We start from the raw sequence: 15,988 nt of genomic DNA, 5'->3' as shown, positions 1-15,988 counted from the left end.
ATGGGCGAGGCTTTCATATTGTCGAGCGTGCGGACGCCCATCGGCCGGGCGCCGAAAGGCAGCCTGCGCTCCACCCGGCCCGATGACCTGGGCGCACTGGTTATCGCGGCGGCCTTGGAACGCGCGCGCGTGGAGAAAGCAGCCGTCGAAGACGTAATTCTGGGCTGCGCTATGCCGGAAGCGGAACAGGGTCTGAATGTTGCCCGGATCGCGGCGCTGCGGGCAGAGCTGCCGGTTGAGGCCGCGGCGGCGACTGTGAACCGCTTTTGCGCCTCGGGGATCGAAGCTGTCGCGATCGCGAGTCAACGCGTCGCGGCAGGCGCCGAGGTTATTGTGGCCGGCGGCGCCGAAAGCATGAGCATGGTGCCGATTGTGGGCAACAAGCCGAGTGTCAACCCGTGGCTGATGGAGCGCCGGCCGGAAAGTTACCTGAGCATGGGGCTGACAGCCGAGCGGGTCGCGGAAAAGTACCATATCAGCCGCGAGGCAGCGGACGCATACGCTCTGCGCAGTCACCAGAGGGCGATTGCCGCGCAGGAGGCTGGCCGCTTCGACGAGGAGATCGTTCCGGTTGCGACACGCGTACCGGACGAAACCGCGGCCGACTACTGGCGGCCGATACGACTGGAGCGTGACGAAGGGCCGAGGCACGACACCTCAGCGGAAGCGCTGGCGGCCTTGAAGCCCGTGTTCCATGCTCATGGCGTCGTTACGGCTGGAAACTCCTCCCAAACCAGCGATGGCGCCGCGGCCGCGGTGGTGGTTTCCGAGGCGTTTTTGAAGGCGCATGCGCTTACGCCTGTGGCGCGCCTCGCCGGCTATGCGACGGCCGGCGTCGACCCGGCGTTTATGGGCATAGGACCGGTCGCTGCCGTTCCCAAGGCGCTGCGACGGGCGGGCTTGCGGCTGAACGAAATCGACCTGATTGAACTCAATGAAGCGTTTGCGGCGCAGACGCTGGCGGTGATGCAGGAACTCCATATGGACCCGGAACGCATCAATGTGAATGGCGGCGCGATCGCTCTGGGGCACCCGCTGGGATGCACCGGCGCAAAACTGCTGGCGACGATCATGCACGAGCTGCGCCGGCGCAACGCGCACTGGGGCCTGATCACGATGTGCGTGGGCGGAGGGCAGGGCGCGGCTGCGATCATTGAGAATCTGGTGCACTCATGAAAGAACAAAAGGCCACGCAGGGCGGGGAGTTTCTGCTCACTGAGCCGGCGGCGATTTTCTCGCCCGAGAGCTTCAGCGAACAACAACGGTTGATAGCGGAAACCGCCGAACGCTTTGCGCAGGAAGAGATCGCACCGGCGGGCGAGAAGATCGAACAGAAGGACTTCGCGACTGTCCGCGGCCTGCTACGGCGCGCCGGCGAGTTGGGCTTGACGGGGGTAGAGGTGCCCGAGGATTACGGCGGCCTGGGGCTGGATTTTACGGCATCAGCGATCGTGGCCGATCACCTTGCCATACAAGGCTCGTTCTCGGTGGCCTTTGGCGCGCACGCCGGCATCGCCACGTTACCGCTCGTATTTTTTGGCAACGACGAGCAGAAACGCTGCTATCTGCCGCGACTCGCTTCCTCGGAGTGGGTGGGCGCGTACGCGCTCAGCGAAGCGGGCTCGGGATCGGATGCGCTGGCGATGCGCACGCAAGCCGAACGAGAGGGCGGGGGAGGGTTCCGCCTGAATGGCGAAAAAATGTGGATCAGCAACGCCGGGTTTGCCGATCTCTTCACCGTTTTCGCCAAGGTGGACGGCAAGGCGACGGCCTTTCTGGTTGAGGCTGCCACCGCCGGGGTTTCGACCGGGGCGGAAGAGCACAAGATGGGGATCCATGGCTCGTCGACGCGGCCGTTGCTGCTGCGAGATGCCCGCATTGCAGAAGCCAACGTGCTCGGTGGGGTGGGCGAAGGCGCGCATATCGCCTTTCAGATTCTGAATGTCGGCCGCTTCAAGCTGGGTGCAGCCTGCATCGGCGGGGGACGCAATTGCCTGCGCGAGGCGATCCAGTATGCCCGCGAGCGGCAGGCATTCGGCAAGTCCATCGCTGAGTTTGGCCTGATCCGCGAGCATATTGCGCGCATGGCTACCGGGCTTTTCGCAGCGGAATCGGCGGTTTACCGCACGGTTGGCCTCATGGACCACATCCATCGACTGGATGAGTTCGCGATGGAGTGCTCGATGGTCAAGGTCCACGCCAGCGAGATACTGGATGACCTGGTGGACCGTGCCGTGCAGATTCATGGCGGCAATGGCTTCGTGCATGGCAACCTGGCGGAGGCAGCTTACCGCGATGCCCGCGTGAACCGCATCTTTGAGGGCACCAACGAGATCAATCGCATGCTGCTCACCGGTATGGCGCTCCGCAGGGCGCAAAAAGGAGAATTGCCGCTGCGCGAAGCGGTCGAGGGCGTGATCGCGGAAGTAATGGGTCCTGCGCAGACGCATTCACCCGCCGAGCAGGCACGCAGGGCCACGCTGCTCGTCGCAGGACTGGCGGTGCGGCGCTTCGGTGAAGCCATCGAGCACGAGCAGGTAGTGCTGGCCGCACTGGCCGATCTCATGATTGCCGTGTACGTGCTGCAGGCCGTCGCGGCGCGGCAGCCGGATGCGCTGATGACGCAGGTGCTCGCCAGCCGTTTGCTGGATGAGGTCGACGTGAGGGCAAGATATGCCCTGGCGACGATCAGCTCGGGCGACGAGCTGCGCACGCAGGCGGCGTGGGTGCGGCGATTGCTGAAACGCGACTTGGCTAACGTTGCGGCATGGGAACAGCAGATTGCCGCGCGCGTGATCGAAGCGGGGCGCTATCTCGTAGTCTAATCGGATGCTGCAGCGGCCGCTGGGCTGCGCGCAAGCTGGGCAAGGTACACAGCGCGCGCGTGACCCCACTGCGGCAAATTGCTGGGCGCGGTTTCCAAGCGGCGGAGCAATTCCGGCTCCAACTCCACGGGTATGGCGCTGCGGGCGAGCTCGACGGCGCGCGCGGCGTAGGCCAGGACCTGCGAGGCTTCCAGGCCCGAGACTTCATCGAAGAACCAGCCGCAGCTTGTAAACATAAACATGGCTGCGGTCTGCATTTCCAGCAGGTTTTGCACACGCGCCTGCTCGGCTGAAGACAAAGACCGGCGCGCATGGCGCTCCAGAAAAGGCACCCTGGCGCCGGGATCGAGACGACAGTCGATGTAGTCGTTGCGCGCGCCCCAGGGATTCCAGAGGAAGGTTCCTGCCGCTCGCGCGTACCCGGCCGCCAGTTCATCGCGGAGCCAGTCGAGTGCATCGCGCAGCGGCGCCCGCCACCCCTGGCGCCAGCCCGGATGACTGCCACAGTTGCAGCCACAGTCCGCACGCCAGCGCTCGACGCCGTGGGAGCAGCTCCAGGAAGAATTCTCATAAATCTCCACCTCGCGCCGGGGCGGATGTGCGGCCAAAAACCCGGCGTAGCTCGTCAGGCGTACACTTGGATTGGCGCGCAAAAAGCGCAGTGCGGCCGCAAGCGCCATGTCGCCGAAGCGGAAATGGTGGCCGTAGCTTTCGCCATCCGTTGCCGCACTCACCAGTTGCGGTTCCCGGTGGCGGCCATCAAAGGCGCCCGCGAGCCGGGTGGCTAGCCGGGCGCCATCGCGCAGGAGACCCTCGAAAGCAATCGCCTGGGCCAGACCGGCATCGTAGAAAAAGACGGCCACGGAGCGGCCGGAGGGCAGGCGGACCAGATAAGGAAAGTGGGGGTCAATTCTGCTGCCGCTGACGTCCTGCCATTGGTGTGAACCGAAGCGGCGCACACGCCGGGCCTGGCGGGGCGCCAGCACGGTGAACTGGATGCCTGCGGCGGCCAGCGCTTCGAGGCTGGCCAGATTCACGGCGGCTTCGGGCAGCCACATGCCGTCCGGCTCGCGCCCGAAGCGGTGCTCGAAATCACGCTTGCCCCAGAGCACCTGCGTCGCGCAATCGCGGGCGCTCGCCAGCGGCAAGATCATGTGGTTATACGCCTGAGCCATAGCGCAGTGCGTCTGCCGGTCAGCCGCCAGCACGGCGGCATAAGCCTCCGGGCCGGCCTTCTGCAGCCAGCTCAGCAGCGTGGGGCCGAAATCAAAACTCATATGAGCGTAGTTGTTCTGGGTGGCGAGCAGCTCGCCGGCGGCATTCAGAATGCGTGCGGCCGCATTCGGGGTGTAACACTCGGCGGCAACGCGCTCGTTCCAGTCATGGTAGGGACGGGCGGACGCCTGCGGCTCAATCGCTCCCAGCCAGGGATTTTCCCGCGGCGGCTGGTAAAAATGCCCGTGGAGGCAAACCCAGCGCTCCCCCGCACCGCTCACCAGGCTTCACTCCCCAAAAACACACAGCTCAAAGGCGGAAGCTGAAGTCGTAGCGAATCAGGCTGGCCGTGATGCGGCTCACCGATGGTCCACGCGCCGCCGAGATTGCCAATGCCGCTGCCTGCGTACAGTGTCGCGTCGCTATTCAGCAACTCGCGCCACCGGCCGCCACGAGGAACGCCGATCTGATAATCGAGCCGGGGCACCGGCGTAAAGTTGCACACCACCAGAACGATCTCGCCGCGCGCCGAGAAACGCAACCAGCTTAGCGTGCTTTGCAGGGCATCGTTACAATCGACCCAGCGAAACCCGAGTGGGTCAAAGTCGAGTTCATGCAGCGCCGCCTGTTCGCGATGGAGGCGATTCAGATCGGCAACCCAGCGCTCGATACCCGCATGAAACGGGTACTGCAGCAGATGCCACTGCACACTGGCGTCATGATTCCATTCGTCGCCCTGGCCGATTTCATCGCCCATAAACAGCAGTTTCTTGCCGTTTTGACCAAACTGGAAGCCGAGCAAAAGCCTTAGGTTGGCAAAGCGCTGCCATTCGTCGCCCGGCATTTTGTACAGGAGCGAGGCTTTGCCGTGAACGACCTCATCGTGGGAAAGCGGCAGGACGAAATTCTCGTGAGCAGCGTAGATCTGGCGGAACGTCAGTTGCGTGTGGTGATACTGCCGATGAACCGGTTCGTGCGCCATGTAGGTGAGCGTGTCGTGCATCCAGCCCATGTCCCATTTCATGCCAAAGCCGAGGCCGCCGACGTAGGTGGGGCGCGAAACCATGGGCCAGGCCGTGGATTCCTCCGCAATGGTCTGGACATCCGGGTAGTTGCCGTAGACGTCTTCGTTGAGTTGCCGCAGGAAAGAGATGGCGTCCAGGTTTTCCCGGCCGCCGAACTGATTGGGAATCCATTCGCCCGGCTGCCGGGAATAGTCGAGGTAGAGCATCGAAGCCACGGCGTCGACGCGCAGGCCATCGGCGTGATAGCGGTCGAGCCAGAAGAGCGCGCTGCTGAGTAAAAAGCTGCGGACCTCGTGGCGGCCGTAGTTGAAGATGCAGGAGTGCCAGTCGGGGTGAAAACCCTGGCGCGGATCGGCGTGTTCGTACAGGTGCGTGCCGTCGAACTCGGCGAGACCGTGAGCATCGTTGGGAAAATGCGAAGGCACCCAATCGAGAAGCACCCCGTAGCCGGCCTGATGGAGCGCGTCGATCAAATACATGAAGTCCTGCGGCGAGCCATAGCGGCTGGTAGGGGCAAAATAGCCGGTAGTCTGATAGCCCCAGGAGCCGTAGAAGGGATGCTCCATCACCGGCAAGAACTCAACGTGCGTGAACAGGGTGCGCTCCAGGTGTTGGATCAGCCGCGGCGCCAGTTCGCGATAGCTGAGCGAGCGGTTGCCTTCCTCGGGTACACGCATCCAGGAACCGAGATGGACTTCATAGATTGAAATGGGCGCGCTGCTGGAGTTGGCGCGTGCCCGGTGAGACATCCAGTCCTGATCGGACCAGGTGTAGGACAAGCCGGTGACAACCGAGGCGGTACGCGGCGGCAGTTCGGCATGGAAGGCAAACGGATCGGCCTTTTCGATCCATTGCTCGCTGCCGCGGGGCTGGATGGCGTATTTGTAAATGGCCCCGGCACCGACGCCCTCGACCCGGCCCTCCCAAATGCCCGAGCCAGCACGCGGGCGCAACCAGTTCACATCGGGCGTCCAGTCATCGAAATCCCCGATCACAGAGACGCGCTGAGCGTTGGGCGCCCAGACGGCAAAGCGGGTTGCTCCCGCTTCCACCTGTGCGCCCAGCTTCTCATATAAGCGCAGGTGTCGCCCCTCCTGGAACCAGTGCAGATCGGCGTCGCTGAGCAGGCTGCCCCCGGGAATCTCTGCCTGCACCGGCGAGGCTTCAGTGTTGCGCGTTCCGGGCTTGGGCAGTGCAGCGGCTGGACGCGATGAAGAAGATTTGCGAGGCATCCTTCTTGCACCTTACCATCGTTCCAGACAGGGTGACCTCATGGAATTTGCGCCGTTACCAGAACTGCCCGGACGTGCGGTGGTGTTGATGATTGGGCTTCCGGGTTCGGGAAAATCAAGCTACCTCGCGCATTACGGTCTGAGCAGCGTCTCGACGGATGCCTTACGTGAATTGCTATTTGGAGATGCCGCGGAGCAGCGCGCGGCAGGGCAGGTGTTTGGCCTCTTGTACAAGGTTCTCACCACACGCCTGGAAGTTGGAGTCCCACAGACGTTTATTGACGCAACTAATCTCGACGCCGCAGCGCGCAAGCCGCTGGTTCGCATCGCAAAGGAAGCCGGCATTCCGGCGATCGGCCTATGGCTGGACGCCGATGTGGATGAATGCCAGGCGCGCAGTCAGTTGCGCGGGCGCGTGGTTGAACTCGAGGTAATCCAGCGCTTCGCCCGCAAGCTGCGGCCGCCTACGGCTGCTGAAGGAATTGATCATCTTTATCGGGTGCGCGGTAGTGTCGGCGAGTGGGTATACTAGATTCGACTCGAGGGGCAGCGGTGCCGATTTCGACCATTATTGTGGATGACGAAAAGCTTGCGCGGGAAGAGCTGGGCTTTTTACTGCACTCGTTTCCCGAAGTGTCGGTCGTCGCCACCGGGCAGAACGGGCTGGATGCAGTCAAACTGGCCAAGCAGCACCAACCGGACCTGATGTTCCTGGATGCGCAAATGCCGGGCCTCGACGGCTTCGGCGCGGTGCGCATGATGGAAAGCAAACACATTCCGTTGCCGTGCCTGGTCTTCGCAACCGCGTTCGATCAATACGCGCTGCAGGCCTTCGAAGTCAATGCCGTCGATTACCTGCTCAAGCCGTTTGATACGTCGCGGCTGGCAAGGACGATGGACAAGGTCAAGCGGCAGATGGCGGCGGGGGATTCGGTCGAGGGCAAAATTGACCGGGTGCTGCAGATGCTCGACACGCGCAAGACCCCGGCGGCGACCAAAGTGGTGATGAAAGCCGGTGGACGGCAGTTTTTGCTGGATCCGCAGGAGATCGTCTTCGCCAAGATCGAAGATGGCGTGATTGTGATTGCCACGCGGCAAGTGGAGGGGCAATCAGCGTACCACACCATCGAAGAGCTGCAGGCGACGCTCGACGAAACGCACTTCTGGCGCGCCCACCGCTCGTATTTGGTCAATCTGAACCATATCCGGGAAGTGGTACCCTGGTTCAACAGCAGCTTCCAACTGCGGATGGGCGACAAGAACCACACCGAAGTGCCCGTCAGCCGGAATCAAAGCCGCCGGCTGCGCGAACTGTACAAACTCTAAGTGCGCCCAACCGAACGGTCTGTTGACGCACCCGAACGGTAGCCTCGATAATGGCTTTGATGGCTCTCAAGGCTGAAGCGACCCCCACCACTACCACGCCGGCACCCGGTCCCGAGCGCCTGCGCGAGCTGTACCGCGTTATGGTCACCTCGCGCAAGCTGGACGACCGCGAGCTGCTGCTCAAGCGCCAGCAAAAGATTTATTTTCAGATCAGCAGCGCCGGCCATGAGGCCATTACCGTGGCGGCCGGGGACGTCCTGCGCTCCGGGTACGACTGGGCCTATACCTACTATCGGGATCGCGCTCTCTGTCTGCGGCTGGGCGTAACGCCGCTGGAGATGCTGCTGGAAGCGGTGGGAGCGGCGAGTGATCCGGCCTCGGGAGGACGGCAAATGCCGTCTCACTGGGGCCATGCCGCGTACAACCTGGTGAGCAGCTCCTCGCCGGTTGGTACGCAGTATCTACAGGCGTTGGGTTGCGCCGAGGCGGGACGGTATCTCAATCGTCATCCCGAGGTGGACGACTGGCTGCGAGAGCATCCCCATCCACAAAAGGTGATCCACCACGAGGACGAAGTGGTGCTGGTAAGCGGCGGGGAAGGCTCCACCAGCCAGGGCGAGTTTTGGGAGGCACTGAACGGGGCCTGCCGCGAAAAGCTGCCGGTCCTGTTCCTGATTGAAGACAATGGCTACGCCATCTCGGTACCCGCCGAGCTTCAGGGACCCGGCGTGGGGGTTTCGCAGGTGGTGCGGGACTTCCCTAACCTGCTGGTAATGGAATGTGACGGCTGCGATCTGGTGGAAAGCTACGCCGCGATTACTCGCGCGCATGAGTATTGCCGTAATGGCAAAGGACCGGCTCTGGTGCATGCACATGTCATCCGGCCTTATTCGCACTCGCAATCGGACGACGAACGGCTGTATCGCCCCGCCGAGGAACGGGAAGAAGAAGCCAAGCTCGATCCGCTGCCACGGCTGCGCAACTATCTGATCGCGCGCGGCATTGCGTCGGCGGCGGATCTGGACGAGCTGGAAGCGGCGGTCGACGCCGAAGTGATTGCGGCCAGCGATGAAGCCGTGAAGGCGGCTTTGCCCGACCCCAGCTCGATTTACGACTTCGTGTATTCGCCCGATGTCGACATGACCGCGCCGGCGCTCGCCAGCGCGCCCGATACGGGCGGCAAGCCGCAGACCATGATCGACCTGATCAACACCTGTCTGCAGGAGGAATTCGGGCGCGATCCCCGCCTGCTGGCATTCGGCGAAGATGTCGCCGACTGCACGCGCGAGCAGAATCTGGACAAGGTCAAAGGCAAGGGCGGCGTGTTCAAGGCTACCGGCGGGCTGCAGCGCAACTATGGCAGCGATCGTGTGTTCAACTCGGCGCTGGCGGAAGCGACGATTATCGGAAGCGCCATCGGTTTGGCAACGCGCGGCCTCAAACCAGTGCCGGAGATTCAGTTTTTCGACTATATCTGGCCGGGCATGATGCAGATCCGGAACGAAATGGCGGTGATGCGCTGGCGCTCGAATAACGCCTTCGCGGCGCCGGTGGTGTTGCGCGTGCCCATCGGCGGTTATCTCACCGGAGGCGCGATCTACCACAGCCAGTGCGGCGAATCGATTTTCACCCACATTCCCGGACTCCGCGTGGCCATGCCGTCAACCGCGGCGGATGCCTGCGGCTTGCTGCGCACCGCGCTGCGTGGCGAGGACCCGGTGCTGTTTCTGGAGCACAAGCGGCTCTACCGCGAACCGGCCAACCGCAGCCCGCACCCTGGCAAGGACTACTGCATTCCCTTTGGCCAGGCGCGGATTGCGCGCGTAGGCCGGGATGCTACCGTGATCACCTACGGCGCCGTGGTGCCACGCGCGATTCAGGCGGCCGATAAGCTGGCGCACGAGCAGGGCCTTGAGGTGGAAGTGCTCGACCTACGCAGCTTGGCCCCCTATGACTGGGAGGCGATTGCCACGTCCGTGCGTAAAACCTCGCGTGCGCTGGTCGCGTACGAGGACGTGCTCAGCTTCGGTTATGGCGCTGAAGTTGCCGCCCGGATCGCGGACGAGCTCTTCGATGACCTGGACGCACCCGTGCGCCGTCTGGCTGCCAAAGACGTCTTTTGCGCCTACCAGCCGCTGCTGGAAAACGCGATTCTGCCGCAAGCGGCCGATGTGCACCGCGCGCTCAGCGATCTCCTCCGCTTTTAACGGCCGAGCAGCGCCAGTCGTAAGCAGTTGAGCGCGGTCTGGGCGCTGAAGCGGCGGATGCGGTCGCGATCGCCGTAAAAGCGGTAAGGAAATGTTTCCGTGCCTTTGCCGCGGCGGCCCAAGGCGATGAAAACGGTTCCGACCGGTTTGCGGGCGCTGCCGCCGCCGGGCCCGGCAATCCCCGTGATGGCAAGGCTCCAGTCGGAAGCGAAGCGTTCGCGGGCGCCATCGGCCATCTCGCGGGCGGTGGCAGCACTGACCGCACCGTAGCGGGCGAGCGTGGCCGGGCGGACGCCCAGCAAGTCCTGCTTCGCCTGGTTGGCGTAGCTGACCACACCGCCCAGAAAAAAATCCGACGCGCCAGCCGCGGTGGTGAGCCGCTCGGCGAGCATGCCTCCGGTACAACTTTCCGCCAGCGCGAGGGTCTGGCGCCGCTCGCGCAACAGGTTGCCCACCACCTCGGGCAGAGTCTGCTGTTCGCGGCTGAATACCGCCAGGCCCAGCTTGCGCTCGATGCGGCGCGCCAGGCGATCCGCGCGCGCCTGTGCACTTGCAGGCGTGGTGCCGGTGGCCTGAAAATGCAATTCCACCTGCGGTGCGGCCGTCGCCAGAATCGTGGTGACCGGATTGAGTGTCTGGCGGTAGATAGGCGCGGCGAGGGCATCGACTTCGCCCTCACCCAAACCCGCGGTGCTCAACACGCGTACGGCACGCGCGATGACGGGCACCCGCACCTTCAGTCTTGGCCTTACCGAGGCTGCAAACATGGTTTCGAGCTCGGGCGGGGGGCCTGGAAGAAGAACCAGAATCTTTCCGTTCTGCTCGCACCACTGACCGGAAGCCGTACCCAAGGGGTTGGGTAGCCACGCCGCCGAGGCCAGGCGCCGTGCCTGCCGCAATTGCATGTCGCGGAAAGGCCGATGCCGGCGCCGGAACCACTGGCGCAGGTGCCGTGTCGCAGCCACGTCGGGAACCAGCGCGACCCCCAGTGCCTCGGCCGCCGCGGCGACGGTGCGATCGTCTTCGGTCGGTCCCAGCCCACCGGTACACAGCACCACGTCACTGCGCGCCAGCGCAGCGCGGATGGCAGCCGATAGAGCTTGTGCATCATCTGGCAGCACCGTTTTCCGCTGGACTGCGATCCCGAGAGCCAGCAGCTCGCGCGTCAGAAATAGCGAGTTGGTGTCGAGGCGCGTGAAGCCGAGCAGTTCGCTGCCGACGGCAAGTATTTCGGCCAGCATCTATTTCTGTGGTGGTAGCGGCAATCCCAGCACCGGCCAGGGCAAATGAAAAAGTGAAGTGTGGGTCGCTAAGACGAGTGCCGCCGGCGCCGGCGCGCGCTGTGCCGCGGGAGCGAAGGCCAGCCCGACCAGGTTCTGCCCGCTGACGGCGCAGCTCGCTTTCCCTTCCGGCGTTATGCAAAGAATGCCGCGCTGCCCGCGCCAGGAAGCGGCTACATACAAATCTCCGTTTCCATCGAATGCCAGCCCCTGGGGCCGTCCCAGGCCCTGAAAAAACGTCGTCACGGCGCCGTGCGGGTTTACGCGCCACACCACATCGTTACTCGAGGTGCTCGGTCCGGTGGCGTAGAGGAACCCATCGGGCCCGAAGGCAAGGTGATACGCAGCCACACTGGGTTCGAGGGTGGCGAAGACAAACGTATTTCCCTGCTGATCGATTTTAAAGATGGTGCCGCTGCGGTCGCCCACATAGAGATCGCCGGCCGCATCGAACGCAATGCCAGTAGCTACACCCAGGCCCTGAGCCACCAGAGCGGCCGCGCCGTTGGCAGCCATGCGGTATACAGAACCGTCGAAGCGGCTGGAGGCATAGAGCACGCCGCGGCTATCAAACGCCAGGCCACTGGGATTGGTCAGGGCGCTACTCCAGGGTTTCATGCTGTAGTTGGCGTCAAGCTTGAAGATGCTGACCGGAGTCTTCTGTCCGCGCGCTCCGCTGAGGGTGGCATAGATATTGCCCTCCGCATCGAGCACGGGATTGCATACCGGATGCAGGTTTTCCGCAATCTGCACGCCGACCTCCAGATTCACGCGCGCACTCACCGCGCCGGCCCCATTCACTTCAATTTCCACTGGGCCAGATACGGCGGACTCCGGCACGCGCGCGATCAACATCGAGTTGCGAGCCGCCACCAGGGATGCCGTCAGACCGGCGATCCGCACCCCGGGCTGCTGGGCATCTCCGTGCAAACCCGATCCCAGAATCCGCACCTCACCGCCCGGCAAGGCGGCCGTTGGTTCCAGCGCATGAATCCTGGGAACATCCATGCCTTCAGCATAGCGCGCCTGGATCCCAGGCATAGAAACGGCCGCGCAGTACGCGTCCGCCGGCTTGCCGCTGCAACGCCCGCCGCAGTTGCCAGCGCCGCCACGCCCAGACGCCGCGCCGGCGGCCCAGCCAGCACCCCCACCAGATCGCCATGTCCACTTCCAGCGGCGTTGGCCTCCGGCCCGAAGGACCCCGTAGCGCCGCGACGGCATCTCCGCACAGCCTCCAGTTTTTCATATCCACTTAGAGGTTGTATTCGCGGGTCACGACTTACTCAGTTTTGTATCAATCCGGTGCGCGTGATAGCACATTCCTGATACAGAAAAGTGACGGCTCTTTCAGCCAACGCCGTAGGCATCTCTCGCCTCTAATTATTCGTAAGCAATTTCAGGAGTGACGAACTCACTCTTGAACCGGGCAGCCCGCCGGATACCGAGGGTGCGCATCGTCGATGGGACGGCAGGAGTGCGTGATGTCATACCGAAGAGTTGAACTCGCTTGTGCTCCCGGTCAGCATGTCAGCGGGCCACGCGCGATGCGGTTGGTAGAGAGCCGGAAAGCCCGGTTGGACGATCAGGGCAAACTGGTGCTGCTTGCCGGTACCGGAGGCTACGAACAATACGTCGATGAACGCGTCCGCTGGACGGAGCTATGCGCCGGCTATCTCATGAACGGCCGCACGATTAACCACGCATGAAACCCTGGACTTTTTTTCTGATTCTGGCGCTCGCAGCCGGCGGCAGCGCGCAAGGCACGCTCAACGGGAAATTCGTGTTGCCGACGGGGGATCCGGTCGCTGGCGGCACGCTTTTGTTACAGTTGAGCCAGGCGGCTACAAGCGGCGGCGGTAACTATCTGGCGCCAGCGCAGGTAAGCTGTTATACCTCAACCGACGGCTCAGTGGTGGGTGTGCCGAACCCACAGGCCACTCCCGCCGGTAGCGCCTTTGCTGGAACCGGGACGCTGACCGCTGGAACCTATTTCGTTTCGATTGCCTATAAAGGTCCAAGCGGTACAACGACGATTGCCTCTCCCCCGGGCGTTTTCATCTTAAGCCAAGCGGGGGAGCTGGTGATCAACCCGCCGACGTTGCAGCCCGTGACAGCGAGCGGCTACACCGTCTTCATGGGCAACTCGCCCGCGGCCGAGACCGTTCAGGGGAGCGTGACCGGCTGGGCAAGCTACACCCAAGCGGCGCCGCTGGCTGCCGGGAACGCGATGCCTACCCAAAACACGACGGCCTGCACGTTGCTGTTCAATGATCAGATTTTGCCTACTGGAACCTGGTACACGGTGACCTTGCAGGACGCCCACGGCACCACGCTGGCCGGATTCCCCCGCGACTGGTATCTGGAGGGTCTGAGCGCAAACGTCGGGGCACTGGAGCCGCTGGCGACCAACCCGGCCGTGCTATTCCCTATGCCACTGCTGACCAATCCAGTCAACTCCAACATTCCGCAAAGCATACGCTCCGGGTTGGATCTCAACGGCTTTTCCATCTCCCAGTCGGGCAATGTCGGTCCGGGCTTCTTCGGCACATTTTGGGCGGGCGCGGCCCCTGCGCCGGGAGCCCTGCTCGCGTCGTGGACGCCCAACACAAATATCGGCATTGCGCGCATCGACATCAACGCGCAGGCGGCGGGCGCGGGTGGAACGCATGGCCTCACCATCACGGTGAGTGACGGAACCACCACCTGTACGTTTGCGGGCCTGTTGATTGCCACTGCAACCGCCAGCTCGGAACCGTCCTCCGGCGCGCCGAACTCCTGTGTTTTCGCTGCCGGCGTCCCGGTGACCGTCGCCCTCGCGGCGGATGACCACACCACAGAACCGCAAAATCTCAATCTCGGATTCGAACTGCTAGCCCATTAAGCCAATTCACAGTTGTCAGTTTTCAGTTCTCAGTCTTGCCTCGGCATCTCTGAGCGTTGCACTGAGGACTGAGAACTGACAACTGACAACTGACAATCCACCTCAAAGGAGATCCGCATGTCCCTGCCCGCCTGGGAAATTCCGTTCAATGCCCTGGGGAAGGTTATCGAGGCCATTCCCGAAGCGCTCATCACCATTGGCAAAGACGTGGCCGAGGCCAACGCCGTGCTCGACCAGGATTTGCCGAAATTCGTCCAAATGCTGAGTGACGCCGCGGTAGTCGTGAACGACAAGTTCCTGAACTTCCAGCTTGACATCACCGTGGGCAAAGAGGCCCTGGCACTGTTCGCCAGTATCAAAGCTCAGTTGGGCCTGAAGGCGGCGACCGCAGCGAAGGCACGCTGATGAGCGCCAAACTACTGACCCTCCCGAGCCCGGCGAGCCGCCCATTGCGGCGGCGAGGGCTCACCTCCGTATGGCGCGGCCATGCCGCCGTACTCCGCCAGGAGCTGCAATCAATGGCCACGCTGCTGGCGGCACTGGGCGAAGAAGCGGCACAGAGCGCCCAGCGGGAAGTTCCGCAAGTCGTTGCGGACCCTTGGACACTGGACGCCGCCAACCTTGAGCTCCGCGGCCCTGGTCAGACGATTGCGGTGACTACGATGGAGAGCAAACTGCTCCGCGCGCTGATGGAGCAGCCGGGCGAAGGGATCTCTCGCGCCGCCTTGTTGCGTTTAGTGATGGGCGAGGCAGGCACGGAATTGCAGTTGCGCAATGTGGACAACCATGTCATGAGGCTGCGGCACAAGTTAGGCCCAGGCGCAGGGCACATCGAGACGCTGCGCGGCTTTGGTTTTCGCTGGGTGACCCACGCCACGCACCTGGAGGTGCTCCCATGTCAGTGAACCGCCTCATTGCACTGAACGCTGCAACCGGCGCTTTCACGCCAATTCCGGCCAGTATTCCCGCGCGCTCGGTCAGCATCGTCGAAGATGGCGCGGCTGCGGGGCAGGGACTGGAAGCACAGTTCCCTGCCGACGGCTTCAGCACCACGCTCACCTTTGCGCCCGGCACGCCCATCGCCTTCACCGGGGCCGGTCACGACGGGCTTGCGGGGCTACCAGAACAAAACGCCGCAAATGGCGCTTCCGCCTTTAACTATCGCGCGGCCGATGTCTATTGCCAATTGCGCTCCGCTACCGGCACCCCGACCCGGGTGCGGGTGGAAGAGTCGGAGGCCACGGTATGAACTGGCAGGCGCTTACGGCGCTCGCCACGGCTACGGTGGTGCTGGGCACCTTCATGCAGTGGTCGGTGCGCGCCATCATCCGCCAGGAGCTGGAGCCGGTCCGCCGCGACATTACGGTGCTGCGGACGGCGGTGTTCAACCACCTACGCCACGGCGAAGCGTTCACCGAACACACAATTCGCGAGCGACTCGGCTATGAATGACAAACCCAGCCCGGCGCACTTCTATCCGCTGATCACGACCGCTGCCGAAGCCAATGGACTCAACTGGTGGCTGCTTTACGGCGTGATCGAGCAGGAATCCAGCTTCGATCCTCACGCCATCTCTCCTTGTGGCGCTTTGGGCCTGATGCAACTCATGCCGGCGAGTTTTCCCGCATGGGCCCGCACGTCACTGCTGGACGCGCACAACAACGTCAAGTTGGGCGCCAGCTTCCTGCGGCAATGCATCGCCATGTGGACGGAAGAATCGCCCGACGAGGCCATTCAGTTCGGCCTCGGAAGCTACAACGGCGGATCGGGCTACGTGCTCGCCGCACAGGCACTGGTGCAGCGGGATGGGTTACCCGGTCACCGTTGGGCCGAAGTTGCGCCGCAACTGCCGTTCGCCGTCTGCCAGGGGAAGCACTGCGACGCCGACCAGATGCGGGACTACGTCGCAGCCATCTGGGCCAAGTACGCGGCCCGGCGCATTGCTCCTCCTCCCACGGAGGTGGCCGCATGAACTGGCCGTGGAGGACAAGCCGGCG

16 protein-coding genes are annotated in these 15,988 nt (G+C 63.4%); 11 read left to right on the top strand and 5 right to left on the bottom strand.

The window, feature by feature from the left end:
- Complete coding sequence (locus tag EPN33_03685; protein TAN23930.1) at positions 1–1,176, top strand: thiolase family protein; 1,176 nt, start codon at positions 1–3, stop codon at positions 1,174–1,176.
- The gene (locus EPN33_03680) at positions 1,173–2,825 is read left to right on the top strand and encodes an acyl-CoA dehydrogenase (GenBank protein ID TAN23929.1); all 1,653 of its coding nucleotides are present in this window, start codon (positions 1,173–1,175) and stop codon (positions 2,823–2,825) included. The genes EPN33_03685 and EPN33_03680 overlap by 4 nt, the downstream gene beginning before the upstream one ends.
- On the opposite strand, the gene EPN33_03675 is transcribed toward EPN33_03680, so the two are convergent.
- Positions 2,822–4,321, bottom strand: a complete 1,500-nt coding sequence (locus EPN33_03675) for a DUF3536 domain-containing protein (GenBank protein TAN23928.1) — start codon at positions 4,319–4,321, stop codon at positions 2,822–2,824. The genes EPN33_03680 and EPN33_03675 overlap by 4 nt on opposite strands.
- On the bottom strand, positions 4,318–6,297 hold the full coding sequence (gene glgB / locus EPN33_03670) for a 1,4-alpha-glucan branching protein GlgB (GenBank protein TAN23927.1): 1,980 nt from the start codon (positions 6,295–6,297) through the stop codon (positions 4,318–4,320). Before glgB ends, EPN33_03675 begins: the two co-directional genes overlap by 4 nt.
- 40 nt (positions 6,298–6,337) lie before the next feature.
- Here glgB and EPN33_03665 point away from each other — a divergent pair, with 40 nt between their 5' ends.
- Genes EPN33_03665 through EPN33_03655 form a run of 3 tightly spaced genes read left to right on the top strand, consistent with a single transcriptional unit; the run spans position 6,338 to position 9,830 of the window.
- Entirely contained in the window at positions 6,338–6,829 is a 492-nt protein-coding gene (locus EPN33_03665; protein TAN23926.1) for an AAA family ATPase, read from the top strand.
- Positions 6,830–6,849: 20 nt separating this feature from the next.
- Positions 6,850–7,623, top strand: a complete 774-nt coding sequence (locus EPN33_03660) for a response regulator transcription factor (GenBank protein ID TAN23925.1) — start codon at positions 6,850–6,852, stop codon at positions 7,621–7,623.
- 59 nt (positions 7,624–7,682) lie between these two features.
- Entirely contained in the window at positions 7,683–9,830 is a 2,148-nt protein-coding gene (locus tag EPN33_03655; protein ID TAN23924.1) for a dehydrogenase, read from the top strand.
- On the opposite strand, the gene EPN33_03650 is transcribed toward EPN33_03655, so the two are convergent.
- From EPN33_03650 to EPN33_03640, 3 genes are read right to left on the bottom strand one after another with little or no spacing between them, the layout of a single operon-like run.
- Positions 9,827–11,071: a competence/damage-inducible protein A gene (locus EPN33_03650; GenBank protein TAN23923.1), complete on the bottom strand. Its 1,245-nt coding sequence runs from the start codon at positions 11,069–11,071 to the stop codon at positions 9,827–9,829. The two genes, EPN33_03655 and EPN33_03650, sit on opposite strands and share 4 nt — an antisense overlap.
- Positions 11,072–12,118: a gluconolaconase gene (locus EPN33_03645; GenBank protein TAN23922.1), complete on the bottom strand. Its 1,047-nt coding sequence runs from the start codon at positions 12,116–12,118 to the stop codon at positions 11,072–11,074. It lies immediately after the preceding gene.
- A gap of 4 nt (positions 12,119–12,122) precedes the next feature.
- Positions 12,123–12,356 carry a hypothetical protein gene (locus EPN33_03640; protein ID TAN23921.1) on the bottom strand — a complete coding sequence of 78 codons (234 nt, stop codon included), beginning with the start codon at positions 12,354–12,356 and terminating at the stop codon, positions 12,123–12,125.
- Between the two features lie 456 nt (positions 12,357–12,812).
- On the opposite strand from EPN33_03640, the gene EPN33_03635 reads away from it, so the two are divergent.
- The 6 genes from EPN33_03635 (at position 12,813) to EPN33_03610 (ending at position 15,963) form a co-directional block, all read left to right on the top strand.
- On the top strand, positions 12,813–13,991 hold the full coding sequence (locus EPN33_03635; protein ID TAN23920.1) for a hypothetical protein: 1,179 nt from the start codon (positions 12,813–12,815) through the stop codon (positions 13,989–13,991).
- A gap of 117 nt (positions 13,992–14,108) precedes the next feature.
- Positions 14,109–14,396, top strand: coding sequence for a hypothetical protein (locus tag EPN33_03630; GenBank protein ID TAN23919.1), 288 nt, complete (start codon positions 14,109–14,111; stop codon positions 14,394–14,396).
- The gene (locus tag EPN33_03625) at positions 14,396–14,896 is read left to right on the top strand and encodes a winged helix family transcriptional regulator (protein ID TAN23918.1); all 501 of its coding nucleotides are present in this window, start codon (positions 14,396–14,398) and stop codon (positions 14,894–14,896) included. Before EPN33_03630 ends, EPN33_03625 begins: the two co-directional genes overlap by 1 nt.
- The gene (locus EPN33_03620) at positions 14,887–15,240 is read left to right on the top strand and encodes a hypothetical protein (protein TAN23917.1); all 354 of its coding nucleotides are present in this window, start codon (positions 14,887–14,889) and stop codon (positions 15,238–15,240) included. Before EPN33_03625 ends, EPN33_03620 begins: the two co-directional genes overlap by 10 nt.
- Positions 15,237–15,443: a hypothetical protein gene (locus tag EPN33_03615; GenBank protein ID TAN23916.1), complete on the top strand. Its 207-nt coding sequence runs from the start codon at positions 15,237–15,239 to the stop codon at positions 15,441–15,443. Before EPN33_03620 ends, EPN33_03615 begins: the two co-directional genes overlap by 4 nt.
- Positions 15,436–15,963, top strand: coding sequence for a hypothetical protein (locus tag EPN33_03610; protein TAN23915.1), 528 nt, complete (start codon positions 15,436–15,438; stop codon positions 15,961–15,963). Before EPN33_03615 ends, EPN33_03610 begins: the two co-directional genes overlap by 8 nt.
- Positions 15,964–15,988: the final 25 nt, after the last annotated feature.

The sequence above is a fragment of the Acidobacteriota bacterium genome, from assembly GCA_004299485.1.
Lineage (GTDB): Bacteria > Acidobacteriota > Terriglobia > Terriglobales > SCQP01 > SCQP01.
Note: the sequence above shows the minus strand (reverse complement) of the source record. Positions and strands in the feature narration are given on the sequence as shown.